This is a genomic window from Kribbella sp. NPDC050459 (genome assembly GCF_040655315.1).
In the GTDB taxonomy this organism is placed as follows: domain Bacteria; phylum Actinomycetota; class Actinomycetes; order Propionibacteriales; family Kribbellaceae; genus Kribbella.
The window spans coordinates 1-14,107 of the sequence record NZ_JBFAJQ010000019.1 but is presented as its reverse complement, the minus strand read 5'-3'; the positions used below and the strand labels follow the sequence as shown (position 1 = coordinate 14,107).

Sequence of the window (14,107 nt, the reverse complement as noted above, 5' to 3'; positions counted from 1 at the left end):
AAACCCAGAACCCCGTCTTCTGGGCCACGAGCCCCGGTGTCCCCGGTCCGGGGCACCGGAGCTCGCGGCCGCGCCGGTCATCGGGCGGCGGTGGCCAGCTCGGGGGTACGGCGCAGCATCTGCAGGGCCCGCATCCGCATCGGTCCGATGCTTCCGATGGGCAGGTTCAGCGTTTCGGCGATCTCCAGGTACGACGGGCAGCTGTCCGACATCAGCAGCCGGATCAGTCGCTGGTAGCGCCCTGGGAGCCGGGCCAGGGCCCGCTCGGTGGAAGGCTCGTACTCACCGTCGGCCGGGTAGACGTCGACCACGGCCGCCCGCTGGCCGTCGCCGTGCTCGGTGGTCGGATCGGCGTACAGCAGGTACCGCTTGCGGCTGATCGCCACCCGCAGCCCCTCCCGCCGTGCCGTCGCGGCCAGCCACGCGGGAAGGCACTGCGCATCACGGATCTGGCCACCGTGCTGCCACAACCGCAGCCACGTCTGCTGAGCGACGTCGAAGGCGTCGCTGTGACTCAGGCCGACACCGCGCGCAGTGTGCAGCAGCAGCGAGCCGTAGCGGCGCTCCAACTCCTTCCACGCCGACCAGTCCGAGGCGAGTGCGCGGTTCAGGACATCCTCGATCGTGCTCGAGTGGATGGAATCGGTGTGGTGACGCGTTCCGTTGGCCGGCCGTGCAGTGCTGCGTAGCGAGATCGTCGACACGCTTCACTTCCTTTCGCTGATCCGCGCAGGTGGCGACGGAGCGCGCGTGGGCAGGGGAAGATCGGGCCGGTGCGCGTATGCACCGGCCCGAAAGCCGTTGGCATCAGCGGCTTCGGTGCAGCCGTGCTGCGGCAAAACTCCGGACGGCCCTCTGCCTCACCATGCCCCCGTGGTCGTCGTCAGTGCTGCCTTCGGCGCCTATTCGATCACCGGGGCCGTCACGCAGGCGTAGTCAATTCGTCACGGAATCGTGCTTGTCGCGTCACCGTTTGCATATGTGTCGCTCGGCGACTGCTCGGTAACGCTCCGATCGCGCAAAGTCGGGCCCAACCAGCGCAGCAACGGTGCCGCCATCATCGTGGTGATCAGGGCCATCAGCACCATCACCGTGAAGGCGCTGTGGTTGATGATGCCGACGCCGAGCCCGGCAGACAGAACGACGATCTCCGTGATCCCGCGAGCGTTCATCAGGACTCCCAGGCCGGCCGCGGACCGCACCGGCAGCCCGCCGGCCCGGGCCACCGGTACGGCGCCGCCCAGCTTGCCGAGGACCGCGACGGCCAGCAGGACAGCGCCGGCGGCCAGCACCTGCGGCTGCGAGATCGCCGCGTTGACGTTGGTCTGCAGGCCGATCGAGGCGAAGAAGACCGGTACCAGCAGCGCGCGGTTGAGCCCGCCGATCTGCTCGGCCACGGCCGCCACCGGCGGGCTGTCCTTCGGCAGGACCAGACCGGCGAGGAAACCGCCGAAGATCGCGTGGACGCCGATCTGGTCGGTCGCCGCGGCCAGGCCGAGGATCAGCCCGAGGACGAGCAGCACCAGGATGGGCGTGGGCAGGGACCCGGCGAACCGCTGGGCGAGTCGCTGCAGGAGCGGCCGGAGCACCAGCAGGACCGCCGCGCCCAGCAGCAGCGTCAGGCCGAGTGCGAGTAATGCTTCACCGGGCCCGGACGACCGGATCATCGCCATCGTGACGGCGAGCGCGCACCAGGCGAGCACATCGGCCGCTGCCGCGCACAGCATGGCCAGCGAGCCGAGGCGGGTGCCCTGCAGTCCGCATTCCTGCACGATCCGGGCCAGGACGGGGAAGGCGGTGATGCTGAGCGCCGTACCGATGAAGACGACGAACGGCAGCCGATGGACGCTGGGACCGGCCAGCGTCGAATAGAGCGGTAGCGCCGCGAGCAGCCCGAGGGCGAACGGGACCGCCATGATCGCGAGACTGGCGGCGGCGACCGCACCGCGGTCGCGGCCGATCCGGTCCCGGCCGAAATCGCTCCCGACGGTGAACATGAAGACGGCCAGCCCGGCCTGCGCCAGCAGACCCAGGTTCGGCCGGACCTCGGCCGGCAGGATGGCGTCGAACAGCCAGGGCGCCAGCGAGCCGATCACCGAGGGGCCGAGCACCAGACCGGCGACGATCTCACCGACGACCGCGGGCTGACCGATCCGCCGGGCCAGCCGGCCGCAGAGGGTCGCCAGCGCGCAGATGACCGCGACCGCCAGCAGCAGCCGCCACATCTGTTGCGCGGCGCTCGGTCCGGCGGCGCCCGGTACGGACGCCGCCGCGGATGTGTGGTCCGGGCGCAGCCAGCCGGCGGCGTAGCCGATGCCGACCAGGGCGGCCGCGCCGGCCACCAGGAGGGCACCGACCGCCGTGGCGCGGCCGGGCATGGGAAACAACGAGCCGTCCTGCCGCTGCATCGTGCTGCTCCCCGGTCAGGCCGGGACGGCGCCGTCGGCGGACACCGGGACCGCGGTGAGCCGCTCGGCCGCGGGCCGGTGCACACCGTTGGTCCGCCGTCCCGCGCGGTGCGCGAGGATGTCCTGGGCGATGTCGCCTGCCCGGTTGCCGAGCACGCTGAGCAGCGAATCGGCGATGCCGTGCGTCGCCTCGTTCACACCCTGCAGGTAGCAGGCGGCGTCCGACGGCTCGTCGAGCTGCAGGCGGTACTGCCGGTTCACCTCGATCCGGTCGAGCCCGATGGCGTCGCTGAGCCCACGGACCAGCCGCGGCATCTCCCGGACGAACCCGGTCCCGAGGAGCACCAGGTCGCGGCGCAGTTCGCTGACGGTACCGGTCTTGCGGTCGCTCAGCTCCAGCACGACCTCGTCCCCCTCGGTGCGGGCGCCGACGATGTCGGTCATCGGCACCAGCCGGCGCCGGTCGACACCGGCCAGCCGGTCAAGGTACATGCTCGTGTACAACTCTTGCAGAAGATCGCTCTCGACGCCGGAGTAGTTCGTCAGGTGCATCTCCCGCAGGATCTGGTCCCTGCCCTCCGGCCGGGCCTCGAAGAACTTGTCGATGTACGACGGGTAGTAGAGCTCGTTGGTGAACTTGTTCGTGTCGTAGGCGCGCAACCCGATCGAGCGCATCACCCAGCTGACGTCGCTGTTCGGCAGGTCGATCTGCGTCGCCCGGAACATCTCGGCCGCGCTCTGCGCCGCGCCGACCACTGCGACCCGGTGCTGCTTGGTCTTGTCGAGTGCTGCGACCCGCTGGCGGTACTGCGTACTGTGGATCACGCGGTCGGCCGGCAACTTGGCGAACTCGGCCGGAACGTACGGGTCGCGCCCCGCGCCGATCACCAGATAGCGGCTGGAGATCGTGCTGCCGTCGCCGAGCCGGGTGAGCCATCCGGTCAAGGCGCCGGCCGGGTTCCGCTGCGGTTCGATCGAGACGCAGTCGCAGCCGAGCTGGAGCCGGACCTTCCGCAGCGACTCCGACACCCACCTCAGGTACCCGGAGACCTCCACCCGGTACGGCGTGAAACTGCCCATGTTGATGAAGTCGTCTAGCCGGCCGACGCTGCGCAGGTAGTTCAGGAAGGTGAACCTGCTGCGCGGATTCCGAAGCGTCACCAGGTCCTTGGCGAAGGCCACCTGGCTCTTCGTCCAGGGCAGCAGCAGACCGCGCTGCCATTCGACCGTTTGACCGCGTTCGATGAACAGCGAGTTCTCGGCCAGGCCGTCGACACCGAGTTCTTCCAGTGCGACGGCGAGGGCGAGGTTGGCCGGCCCGGCGCCGACGGCGAGCAGTTCGACCTCGTGGTTGGTCATGAGGGCTCCAAATAGGGTCGTGGCTTACCAGGGCCGGCCCGAGTAGTCGGACTCGTTCAGTGCGTCGTACTTCAGTTCGACGAGCTCTGCCGCGGCGGTCAGCCGGTCGGCACAGGTCGCGGGATCGTTCGCGGTGCAGATGACGTACGCGTGCCGCCCGATGTGCGCCCGCGGCGGCAGCCGGACCGTCGCGCCCTCGGCCACCATCGGATGCGCCTCCACCAGGCCGGGCACGGCTCCCGGCTCCGGGACGGAGATCTTCACGACGCGGGCGTCCTCGGGCGGGTAGCAGAACCGGATGCCGACACACGTGCGGTGATCGGCTTCCAGGTACGGGCGGTTGCCGCGCGCCACGTCGACGAGGATCGCGCCGGGGTCGATACCGGTCGCGAGCTTGCCGAGGTACGGGATCAGGTCGCCGCCGAGGCGTCCGTTCACCTCGATCACGACCGGTCCTTTGGAGCTGAACCGGATCTCGGTGTGCGTGATGCCGTACGGCGTGCCGATCGCCTCGTGGGCGGACTGCAGCAGCTTGCGCAGCTCGGGATCGGTCAGCAGCGGGTCCGCGCCGTCGACGATGTGGCCGATCTCCTCGAAGTACGGCGGGGCGCCGAGTTGCTTGTGGGCAACGAAGAACGGCTGGTACTCGCCCGCCACGACCGCTCCGTCGACGCTGATCTCCGGACCGTCGACGAGCTCCTCGATCAACGCCCCGCCCTGGTACTCGGCCGGACCGCTGCGGCTGGAACTGTCCGCTCTTTCGAACGCTTCAACGATTCCGGACGCGTCGTCCACCACCGCGACGCCGATGCTCGCGGCCATCCCGCGCGGCTTGACCACGACCGGGTAGCCGATCGTCGCGGCGGCGGTCGCGGCCTCTTCGGCCGTTGTGGCGACCGCGAACTCCGGCTGCGGCAGACCGGCGTCGGTGAGCGCCTGCCGGGTTCGCGCCTTGTCACGACAACCCTGCGCGCCCTCCGCGGTCAGGCCCGGCAGTTTGAGCCGGTCCGCGATCAGCGCGGCCGCGACCACCGACGGTTCGTCGTAGGTGAAGACGCCGCGAACCCCATGAATACGAGCGATCGAGTCGGCGACCGCAAGCAAACGATCGATGTCGAGCGCGAGTCCCGCGCCCTCGAGCGGAAGGACGACGGAGCTGCCGGCGATGTACGGCTGCTGCCAGCCGGCCGGTTCGTCGTCGATCAGCCACAGCGGCCCGCGGGCGGCCGCGCCGCGCATCAGGTACTCGCGGTACGGCTGGAAGCCACTGCTCAACTGCAGCACGACACCTTCGGTGTTGTCGGTCACGCCGTCCTCCCGGGAGCTGTTACTGACGAACGAGAGCGGCTGACCCGTGGTTGGTGATACACCAAGTGCCGTCGTCGGCAGGGGATATCCGTCGTCCTGACGGCTTGCACTCGAGTAGTTGACGGCTCAGACTTCACGGAAGGTAGCTCGGCAGCCACGCAAAGAGGAGGCGTCTATGCCTGCACCTGGGAGCCTGCCCGCCCAAGGTTCTCGCTGGGGGAGAGCATTGTCGATCGGTGGCGGTCGTGAGGAATACGCATCCAGTGGGGGAGATCGATAGATGCACGCGCAGCCCGTACCGGCGGATCGTCCGGATCCGGCGAACCCGCCTGATGAAGCCCACCCATCCGTGCGGCTTCGCATGCTCGACGGCTTCTGGGTCGTCGATGGTCAACAGACCTTGTCCATTCCGCTCAGCGCGCGCCGGGTCGTCGCGTTCGTCGCACTCCGCGGACGGTCCAGCCGTGCCGAAGTGGCCGGAACGCTCTGGCCGGAAGTGTCGGACTCCAAGGCGCAGGCCTGTCTGCGGACCGCCTTGTGGCGGCTCCGTCAGCTGAGCGTGCAGCCGTTGGTCACCGGCGACGAGACGCTCCGCGTCGACGAGTCCGTGGACGTCGACGTGAACACGCTGATCACCGCCATTCGCCGGGTGATCAACGACGGCGAATGCGGAGCCGACCAAGGTCTGCTGCCGACGCTCGCGGCGATGGGAGAGCTGCTGCCCGGCTGGTACGACGACTGGGTCCTGCTCGGGCGGGAACGCCTGCGCCAGCTCCAGTTGCACGCGCTCGAGCTGACGGCCCAGCAGCTGACCTGCTCCGGGCGGTACGCCGAGGCGATCGAGGCAGCCATGGCCGCGGTCCGTCTGGAGCCGTTGCGGGAGAGCGCGACCCGGGTGCTGATCGAGGTCCACCTGGCCGAGGACAACGTGGTCGAGGCGATCCGCCGGCTCGAGTTCTTCGAGCGGAGCCTGGCGGCCGAGCTCGGCGTCGAACCCTCGGCGGACCTGGTGAACCTGGTGCGCAGCCGGCAGGTCCGGGCCCGTCCCCGGACCAACGTGGCCGACCTGCCGAGGCTGGACCAGAGCCGGTTCCTCGCGTCCCGAAGGACCTTGGCCTAGAGCAATCGCTTGAATCTGTGGAGCCCTGGCGGAACGTCAGCGATCGGCCGGGCTCCACAGATCCTCGGCGCCGAGTGCCTCCACGTGGTACTTGCCGAGCGCGCTGACGAGGAACTGCAGCTCGAGCGCCAGGCACTCGACGAGGTTGACGAGGCCCTGCTCCGGGTCGGTGTCCACCGCGATGAGCGCGGCCCGGCCCAGGCCGGCCGCGTTCGCGCCGAGGGCCAGGCACTTGGCGACGCGGGCACCCTCCCACATGCGCCCGGAGACCAGCAGGCACGAGGGATCCGCGTCGTTTCGGTCCTGACCGATCCGCCGCAGGCACTCGCCGAGCGGAAGCCCGACATGGCGAAGGAACGCGCGCGGCGCCCAGCCGGTGCCGGCCTCCGCGCCGTCGACGGAGACCGCGTCCGCGCCGGCTGCCCATGCGACCCGCGCCGCCGCCGACACGTCGCGGGCAGGCGGTAGCTTCACCCAGACCCGGGCCCGCGGGTAGTTGTTGCGCATCAAGCGGATCTGCTGCCGCAGGATCTCCTCGGTGAAGGTTCCCGGGCTGCTGCTGCGCAGGACCTGCTCGCCACCGAACACGGGGTCGATGAGGTACGCGCTCGTCAGGCGCGCGGCGGCGTTCGCGTCGACCAGCGTCATCCCGCCCAGTCCCGGTTTGGCGCCCTGACCGACCTTGAGTTCGAACGCGAGCCGCCCGGATTCCAGCAGCGGAAGGACATTCGGGTCGCTGTACACCAGGTTCCAGACCTCGGCGTCGGCGTCCTCGGTGCTCTGCTGGACGACCACGCCGCCGTACCCGTCGAGCGCCTCCTTCTGGTACGCGCGGATCCGGCCGAGCAGTGAACGCTCCGCGTCGGCCTCGAGCCGGCCGTAGCTGTTGACCGGCATCACGTTCTCGCCGATGACCATCGGGATGCCGAGCCGGCCGGCCTGCCGGGCGGCGGCCACCCCGAGGGCTACGCTCGCCGCTTCGGTCGACCCGAACGCCGACACGTACACCGGCACCGTCGACCGGAAGCCGCCGATCGTCGTCTCGAGCCGCACGTCGCGGTACACCGGCTCGCGGGCCAGTTCGACGAGCTGGGCGAGCCGCTGCGGGACGAAGACCGGCGGGACCAGCCGCAGCCGGTCGATGGGGTCGTCGGGCAACGGCGGTTCGGCGGCACCGCTGCCGGCGCCGAACAGCGCCTGCCCGTAGTCGTCGGCGGGTGGGAACGCGTCGGCGGCGCCGGCCTTGGCGCGTTCGCGGATCGCTGCTTCGGGGAACCCATCGGCGTACAGGATGCCCTCCTTCGATCGGTCTCTGACCGGAAGAGGCGGCGGCGGTCCGCCGAAAATACGCCGTATCACCGCAGCGCGCGCGGAGTCTCTCACGGATATACGGCGTAGCAGCGCCAAGGGGGGAACATCATGAAGTACACGCGTGCCATCGTGGTGCTCGTGAGCGCGACGCTCGGCGTCGGCTCGGCACCGCCCTTGACCACAACAGCAGCCGTCGCGGCCGATCCGTGCGGCCTGCCGCGAGGCGTCCTGAAACTCGCCGACCTGGCCTCCCGGTCCGCGATCGAGTGCGGTGCCGTCGGCCGGCTCGTCGACGCCGGGAACGGGGTGCCGCTCCCGGTTCAGCAGCCGGGGCGCAGCGTCACTCTCGACATGTTGTATCCGGACGGAGCCCGGACCTTCACCCTCGCCACCGACGCCCGCGGCGTGGTGACGACCGACTCACACCACCAGGCGAGCAAGTTCCCGGACCTGCCAGGGCCCGGGGCTTGCGAGCGGGACACGTTCAGTCTGCGTCCTTACAAGTGGTACAAACCCTGGCTGTTCCGTACGACCAGAGGAACGGCGCTCGCGAACCAGAGCCAAGCCGCCTTCGACGCAGCCGCGCGCAGGGCAACCGCCAACATGACGCAAGGCCGCAACACCTGCGGTCTGCGCGGCGGAATCCATGCGGCCGGCGCATTCGTGGGCCACACCAACGAGCGCGGCAACTTCCTGTACGCCGACGGACAGACCACCTGCGGCGACTCCGACGGCCGCAACGTGATCGACGCGGGGGATCTGCCCGGCGGCTTCCTCGAAGCGACACTGGCGTGGACGTGCACCTGGGCCGAGACGCGGCACGGCGTCACGATGGCCGTCTCGGCGGACATCAGGATGAACGACACCGACTACAAGTGGACCTACGATCCGGTCAACGACCCCGCCTGCCGGCCGGCGCTGCCGCCCGATCAGGATCGCTGGCGGTACGACGTGGAGTCGGTGCTGACCCACGAGATCGGCCACGTCTACGGACTGGTCAACCTCAGCGCGGCCGAGGACGTCAACCTGACGATGTACCCAGGCGTCCGACGCTGTACCGGCCACATGCGCACCCTCGGCCGCGGCGACGTCCTAGGGCTGCGGGCGCTCTACGGGTCTCGCTGATCGCGTCAGTCGCAGATAAAGCAACGCGCCGATGGTGACGACCAACGGCCAGATCAGGTAGACCCCGGCCATCAGGAGCAGCACCACGACAGCTCCTTGCGCCACGAGCGCGGCGAACCGTGCTCCGCTGCGTCGCGGCAGCAATTTCACCGCTGCCGCGACGCCCACGGCGTACACGGTCACGAAGAGCCCGGTGGTGAGCAGGACAAGGGATTGCGGCTCCAGCCGTGCCACCACCACGACTGCGGCGGTCGTCATCGACATCGCGCTCAGTACGGCGAGGCTGCGCCGGGGAACCTCACCTGCTGAGCTGCCGCGGTCCAGCCAGGCGGGCAGTGCGCCGTCGCGGGCCAGGGCGGCGCCGAGCTTGGCGGCGCCCGCGTAGTACGCGTTCATCGCGCCGAAGGTGAGCAGCAGCGCGGCCACCGCGGCCAGCACCCGGGCGTTGCCGCCGAGGCCGATGGCCAGGAGATCGCCGAGCGGCGCCGCGGTGTCGCCGGCCCGCGGACCCAGGACGGTGACCGTGGCGAAGGCGACGCTGAGATAGATCACGCCGACGATGATCACCGCGAAGGCAGTGGCCCGCGGTACGTCGCGGGCCGGCCGCCGGAACTCCGCGGTCAGGTAGGTGACTGTTTCCCAGCCGACGAAACTCCAGACCAGCAAAGCGGCGGCCGGTCCGATCGCCTGCCAGCCATGCGGTGCGAACGGCTCCAGGTTGGACAGGTCGGCGTGCGGCAGCGACAGCGCGACCGCGAGACCCAGGAAGACCGTCAGCAGCCCGGCCAGGGCGATCTGGACGCGTCCCGTCACCTGGATGCCGAAGGCGTTCGCGCCCGGCACGATGACCAGCAGCGCCACCATGGTGGCGACGATGGTGCTCCGTCCGCCGCCCAGCGCCCCTTCGACATACCCGCCCGCCCACAACGCGGCAGCCGGCCCGCCGACCGGAACGGACAGGTAGAAGCACCAGCCGACGATCGCCGCGGCCCGTTCGCCGAAGGCCAGCCGCGCGTACGTCGCGATCCCGCCCGCATCCGGGTAGCGGGCGCCGAGCGCGGCGAAGGTGGCGGCCAGCGGGGCGGACACGACCGCGAGTCCCAGCCAGGCCAGCAGCGAGGCCGGGCCCGCCACGTCGGCAGCGAGCGCCGGCAGCGCGATGACGCCGGTCGCCAGCACGGCGCCGACGTACAACGCCGTACCTTGTCCGAGACTGAGCCGGCCCGCCGGCGCCGACGAGGTTTCTGTCATGGGCGATATCTTCGCGGCAACCGGGCGGTCACGGCGAGGCGATCCCCGGCACCTTCGGGAACGCGCTCGCCTGCCAGACCGAATCCAGCCCCGCGACGTACCGGGTGAACCGCTCGAGGCCGAGTCCGAAGCCCGCGCTCGGCGGGACGCCGTCCTTGAGCATCTGCAGATACCACGCGTACTTCGCCGGGTTCTCCGCGGTCTCCCGCATCCGCGCGATGATCGTCGCGTAGTCCTGCTCGCGTTCGCTGCCGCTGCACAGCTCGCCGTACCCCTCCGCCGCGATCAGGTCGAAGTTCCGCAGCATCCCGGGCAGGTCCTTGTTCTCCCGGTCGTAGAAGCCGCGCGACCCCTTCGGGTAGTCGGTGACGAAGAACGGCCGGCTCGCCTTCGCCGACAGCTTCGCCTCGCCCTCCCAGTCGAGCTCGGCGTCCGGGTTCTGGTCGTGCCCCATGGCTTGCAGGTCCGCGACCGCGTCCGCGTGCGTCCGGCGCCGGAACGGTTCAGTGAGCAGTTCGGTGAACTCCGAGGTGTCCCGGCCGAGCGCCTCGAACTCACCGGGCAGGTGCTCCACCGCCTGCTGCACGATGTGGCGAACGAGTTCTTCCGCGACTGTCATCGCGTCGTCCCGGGACGCGTTCGCCATCTCGATGTCGATCTGGTGGAACTCGGCCAGGTGCCTGCTCGTCGACGCGGTCTCGAGCGGTTCCAGCCGGATGTTGGGCGCGATGAAGAAGATCTTGTCGAACGAGGTCAGCACGGCCTGCTTGTAGAGGATCGCGCTCGTCATCAGCTTGTAGCGGTGCCCGTAGTAGTCCACGTCGACCTGCTTGGCGCCGCGGGCGCCGGGGTCGGTGACCGGGCCGATCACGGGCGGCAGCAACTCGATGAACCCCTGGGCGCCGAGGTACTGCCGGGCCGCGGTCAGCATCCGGTGCTGGATCTTCAGCACCGACCGGGTGACCGGCGAGGTGAGGTGCTCACGCGGACTGGCGGGCAGCCGGGCTTCGGTCTCCGGGATCCGGGTCTCGGTCATCTCCTGTGCTCCCTGCTGAGGCGCCCGGTAGGGGCGGTGCGGTCGGTGTCGGAAGGTGCGTGGCCGCGGGTGCGGCGCGGTACTCGTGCTCCAGGCTGGCGCTGTCGTAGGTGCGTTCGACGTACGACAACGAGGCCAGCAGCCCCGCCGCCGTCAGGTCCGCCGGGTCGGTCGGGCCGACCGCACCGCGGATCGGCATCGACCCGACGGAGGACCACTGCAACCGCCCCGCGCTGTCGAGGTAGCTGCGGGCCCGGCCGGCGTTGTCCGGGTGCAGGCAGTACGGCACGTCGAGGTAGCCGCGCCGGAACGCGGTGGCCAGCGCCGTCCCGATGTCCGGGCTGAGGTCCAGCACAGCCTCGATCAAGGTGGTCGCCTCGGCGTGGATGCCGGTGTCGGCGGTCTCGCCGGCGATCGTGAGGCAGTGCTCGGCGGCCAGCGCCGCGGTCTCCAGGGCGGCGATGTTCTCCGCGAAGGTGGGAATTCGGTAGCCTTCGGCAACTGTCTTCACGATCAGCCGGCCCGCGCCCGTCCGGACTGCCAGCCGTGCGGCCTCCTCGAGCAGCCGCGAGGCGCCGTCCGGCGTCCTGGGATACACGCCCATGTAGGTGTAGACGACGATGTGCCACTCGATGTCCGGCAGCCACTGGGCGGCCAGCCGGCGTAGGGCCAGGAGCGCCTCGACGTCCTGGTCCGGGTTGGTCTGCTGGGCGTAGCTCAGTGAGACGCTGCGGATCCCGTGCTGACGGAAGAACAAGCACTCGAGCACGCTCAACGCCACCAGCAGGCTGGGCGGGCACAGCTGGCCCATCATGCAGCCGCCGAAGCTCTCGACGTGCGGTTCGGCTCCGGTGGACCTGACCTCGGCCAGCAGGTCGCAGCTACGGGCCCAGTTCGGGATCGACTCCGACAACGGCATCCGGCTGTACGGCAGGCAGTACGAGACCGGCCCGCCCTCGGTCGCGTGCAGCCCGGCGCGGATCAGCGCGGCCACGATCGGCTCGGGGCAGGGCGAACCGTGCCGGACCTGGACCGGGAAGTCGGGTTCGACGACACCGTCCAGGACCCTGCGGGTGGTGGCCGGGTCGTGCGCGACGATCGGATAGCCGTTGAGTTCGATGCCGCTCGCCAGCGCCGACTGCGCATTCACGTTGTCACCCATCCGGGTGTAGCTGTCGAGCGTGATCGTCCCGACCGTGGTGGCCGCCGCGCTCTTGGTGGCCAGCAGGCCGGCCCGCATCGCGACCGGATCGCTGACCCCCATCCGCGGCTGCACCACCAGCCGGCCGGACCGATGGGCGCGGGCGACGAAGTCACCGAACGAGCCGGTGCCCGGGCCGCTCACGAAGCCCGGCCGGTGGTCAGTCGACCGACGTACGACCGGAAGGCGGTCAGTCCGGTGCCGTCCTCGAAGACCGCTCCGTACCCCGCGGCCTTCAGCTGGGACCGGCTGCGCTCGCTCCCGGGCCCGGAGATCCCCAGCTTCCCGCCGATCACCATCGGCGTACCGGCCAGCTCCGGGTGGTTGCGGACCTGACCGATCAGCCGCAGCCCGTCGTGGAAGCCGTGCCCGTTCACCGTGCTGACGACGATCAGGTCGGGCCGCAGCCGCAGGCATTCCGAGACCATCAGGTCGTCCGGGACGCAGGCGCCGAGGTTGCGGACCTGATGGCCGAGCTCCTCGAGCAGCAACTGCAGGACGACAAGATTCCAGGTGTGCGAGTCCGACGACACGCTGGTCAGTACGACGGACAAGCCGTCGACACTGATCTCCTTCCCCGCGGCGTGATCCATGACGAACAGAGCGGCGACCCGCGCCGGTCTGATACATCCCGGCGATCAGCCCGGGTCGATCTCTTCCAGTTCGGACACACCGGTCGCGGCCTGCGGACCGTACCGCTCCCAGCGTTCGTGCAAGCGGATCCGGCCGTCGGGCAGCACTTCGGGCGTGCTCTCGCACCGTCCGACGACGAGTTCGCCGTCGGACAGCACCATGGTGTAGCTGAACTCCAGCGTGTCGTCCGGGCGGCACAGGCCGGTGAGTGCGCCCCGGCGTACCCGGCCGCCGCTGAAGTCCGCCCAGAGCAGGTCGCCGTGCTGGCGGTACGACGCGACCGTCGCCTCGCCGTCCCCGGCCTCGTGGCCGGCCGGGGAGAACTTCCTGCCGTTGTAGTCGATCATCAGCCACCCGCCGGATCGTGGAGCTCCAAGGTGCAGCACTTCACGCCGCCGCCGGCTCGCAGCAGTTCCGAGACGTCCATGCCGATCGGCTCGAAGCCGGCCTCGCGCAACTTCGCGATCAGGTTCGTCGCGCCGGCGGACATCAGCACGTGACGGCCGTCGGACACGGCGTTCAGGCCGAACACACCGGCGTCGTCGGCGTCGGCGATGATCGCGGACGGGAAGAGCTCGCGCAGGATCGCCTGGCTGCCCGATGTGAAGGCGCCGGGGTAGTACATGACCGTGTCCGCGTCCAGCACTGCCAGCGCGGTGTCCAGGTGGTAGTACCGGTCGTCGACGAGGGTCAGGCCGATCACCGGGCGATCGAAGTACTGCTCGCTCTCCAGATGCGCCCGGCGGTCCGTACGGAAACCACTGCCGGCCAGCAGCCAGCGGCCGGCGGTCAGGTAGTCACCCTCGCCCTCGTTCGCCGTCGCGGCCTGCTGGACCTGCAGACCACGGCTGCGGAACCATTCCAGGTACGACGCCGACTCCGCGTCGCGCTCGGCGTGCCGGAAGCGGGCCACCAGCGCGCGGTCACCCCAGACGGTGGCGCCGTTCGCGGCGAACACCATGTCCGGCAGCCCCGGCGCCGGGGGGATCAGCTCGACGGTGTGGCCGAGGCCGACGAGCTGGTCGTGGATCCGCTGCCACTGCGCCATCGCGATCGGCTGATCGGTGGGCTTGGCCGGATTCATCCACGGGTTGATCGAGTAGGTGACGTCGAAGTAGGTCGGCGGGCACATCAGGTACCGGCGGTGGGTGCTTCGCCGGATCACGGCGTTGCGCGGCAGGTCGGCGGTGGCGGTCGCGGTGCCGGCGTCGGAAATGAGGTTCATGCCGACAAGAGCCTGCGGGCGCCGCGATCAGATACTTAGGCCCTGTCTGGTGATCCATCGCCTACTGCGGGGCACTCGGCACGGCACCTCGCCGCACGGGTGCAAAGGCCACGATGCTCCGCATCGAGAC

General features: G+C 70.1%; 13 protein-coding genes. 2 read left to right on the top strand and 11 right to left on the bottom strand.

All coding sequences use genetic code 11. The annotated features are described in order from the left end of the window. Window positions 1-77: 77 nt before the first annotated feature. The 4 genes from AB0I12_RS39100 to AB0I12_RS39085 all read right to left on the bottom strand — a co-directional run bounded on the left by AB0I12_RS39100 (window position 78) and on the right by AB0I12_RS39085 (window position 5,075). The gene (locus tag AB0I12_RS39100; protein ID WP_359940364.1) at window positions 78-704 is read right to left on the bottom strand and encodes a sigma-70 family RNA polymerase sigma factor; all 627 of its coding nucleotides are present in this window, start codon (window positions 702-704) and stop codon (window positions 78-80) included. A 240-nt stretch (window positions 705-944) separates the two neighbouring features. Next, the gene (locus AB0I12_RS39095) at window positions 945-2,408 is read right to left on the bottom strand and encodes a cation:proton antiporter (RefSeq protein ID WP_359940361.1); all 1,464 of its coding nucleotides are present in this window, start codon (window positions 2,406-2,408) and stop codon (window positions 945-947) included. A gap of 15 nt (window positions 2,409-2,423) precedes the next feature. Then, complete coding sequence (locus AB0I12_RS39090) at window positions 2,424-3,767, bottom strand: SidA/IucD/PvdA family monooxygenase (RefSeq protein WP_359940358.1); 1,344 nt, start codon at window positions 3,765-3,767, stop codon at window positions 2,424-2,426. 24 nt (window positions 3,768-3,791) lie between these two features. Next, complete coding sequence (locus AB0I12_RS39085; protein WP_359940355.1) at window positions 3,792-5,075, bottom strand: ATP-grasp domain-containing protein; 1,284 nt, start codon at window positions 5,073-5,075, stop codon at window positions 3,792-3,794. A gap of 349 nt (window positions 5,076-5,424) precedes the next feature. On the opposite strand from AB0I12_RS39085, the gene AB0I12_RS39080 reads away from it, so the two are divergent. After that, complete coding sequence (locus tag AB0I12_RS39080) at window positions 5,425-6,195, top strand: BTAD domain-containing putative transcriptional regulator (protein ID WP_355695614.1); 771 nt, start codon at window positions 5,425-5,427, stop codon at window positions 6,193-6,195. Window positions 6,196-6,231: 36 nt separating this feature from the next. Here AB0I12_RS39080 and AB0I12_RS39075 read toward each other — a convergent pair whose 3' ends face one another. After that, a complete protein-coding gene (locus AB0I12_RS39075) occupies window positions 6,232-7,578 on the bottom strand; it encodes a glutamate synthase-related protein (protein WP_359940352.1) in 1,347 nt (448 codons plus the stop codon). A gap of 36 nt (window positions 7,579-7,614) precedes the next feature. Here AB0I12_RS39075 and AB0I12_RS39070 point away from each other — a divergent pair, with 36 nt between their 5' ends. Then, entirely contained in the window at window positions 7,615-8,631 is a 1,017-nt protein-coding gene (locus AB0I12_RS39070; RefSeq protein WP_359940349.1) for a matrixin family metalloprotease, read from the top strand. On the opposite strand, the gene AB0I12_RS39065 is transcribed toward AB0I12_RS39070, so the two are convergent. The 6 genes from AB0I12_RS39065 to ddaH are packed head-to-tail and all read right to left on the bottom strand — an operon-like array spanning window position 8,599 to window position 13,977. Beyond that, window positions 8,599-9,882 carry an amino acid permease gene (locus AB0I12_RS39065; RefSeq protein ID WP_359940346.1) on the bottom strand — a complete coding sequence of 428 codons (1,284 nt, stop codon included), beginning with the start codon at window positions 9,880-9,882 and terminating at the stop codon, window positions 8,599-8,601. The genes AB0I12_RS39070 and AB0I12_RS39065 overlap by 33 nt on opposite strands. Window positions 9,883-9,910: 28 nt before the next feature. Beyond that, a complete protein-coding gene (locus AB0I12_RS39060; protein ID WP_359940343.1) occupies window positions 9,911-10,918 on the bottom strand; it encodes an asparagine synthetase A in 1,008 nt (335 codons plus the stop codon). After that, on the bottom strand, window positions 10,863-12,263 hold the full coding sequence (locus AB0I12_RS39055) for a methylaspartate mutase (protein WP_359940340.1): 1,401 nt from the start codon (window positions 12,261-12,263) through the stop codon (window positions 10,863-10,865). Before AB0I12_RS39055 ends, AB0I12_RS39060 begins: the two co-directional genes overlap by 56 nt. Further along, window positions 12,260-12,712, bottom strand: a complete 453-nt coding sequence (locus tag AB0I12_RS39050; protein WP_359940337.1) for a cobalamin-dependent protein — start codon at window positions 12,710-12,712, stop codon at window positions 12,260-12,262. Before AB0I12_RS39050 ends, AB0I12_RS39055 begins: the two co-directional genes overlap by 4 nt. A gap of 45 nt (window positions 12,713-12,757) precedes the next feature. Next, a complete protein-coding gene (locus AB0I12_RS39045) occupies window positions 12,758-13,099 on the bottom strand; it encodes a hypothetical protein (protein ID WP_359940334.1) in 342 nt (113 codons plus the stop codon). Further along, window positions 13,099-13,977, bottom strand: a complete 879-nt coding sequence (ddaH, locus tag AB0I12_RS39040; protein ID WP_359940331.1) for a dimethylargininase — start codon at window positions 13,975-13,977, stop codon at window positions 13,099-13,101. The genes AB0I12_RS39045 and ddaH overlap by 1 nt, the downstream gene beginning before the upstream one ends. Window positions 13,978-14,107: the final 130 nt, after the last annotated feature.